The organism is Neisseria sp. P0001.S005 (genome assembly GCF_051963715.1).
The window spans coordinates 1-482 of record NZ_JBQCTZ010000577.1 but is presented as its reverse complement, the minus strand read 5'-3'; the positions used below and the strand labels follow the sequence as shown (position 1 = coordinate 482).

The following is a 482-nucleotide window of genomic DNA, read 5'->3' as shown; positions in this document are numbered from 1 at the left end:
GGCAAGACTTTATCGCGGCCGTTTTCGCCCAAACGTTTTTGTTTGGCGCGCGCAGAACCTTCCACTACTGGGTTAACAATTTCCAAGTGTGACGGGTTAAATGCCAAAGAAACGTGCATTGGGCCGTGCGGAGTGGCGATATCGGAGCTGAAGCCCATGTGGTATTTCACGTCGCCGCTAGGCAATTTGATTTCGGCACGGCCTTCAAATTCGGCAAACAGATCAGCCGGTTTTTTGCCCAAAATGTTAACCAAAACATTCAGACGGCCACGGTGTGCCATACCGATGATGACTTCTTCCACGCCGTCTTTACCGGCGTTTTGAATCAAATAGTTCAAACCGGCAATGGCACTTTCGCCACCTTCGACACCAAAGCGTTTTTGACCGACATATTTGGTATGCAGATAGCGTTCCAGAGTTTCGGCAGCAGTCATTTCTTTCAAGATACGGCGTTTTTGTTCAACGTTGTAGCTTGGCGTAGA

General features: G+C 49.0%; 1 protein-coding gene. It reads right to left on the bottom strand.

The annotated features are described in order from the left end of the window. On the bottom strand, nt 1-482 hold a 482-nt coding region (locus ACTHSP_RS21775; RefSeq protein WP_440346979.1), incomplete at both ends, for a thiamine pyrophosphate-dependent enzyme.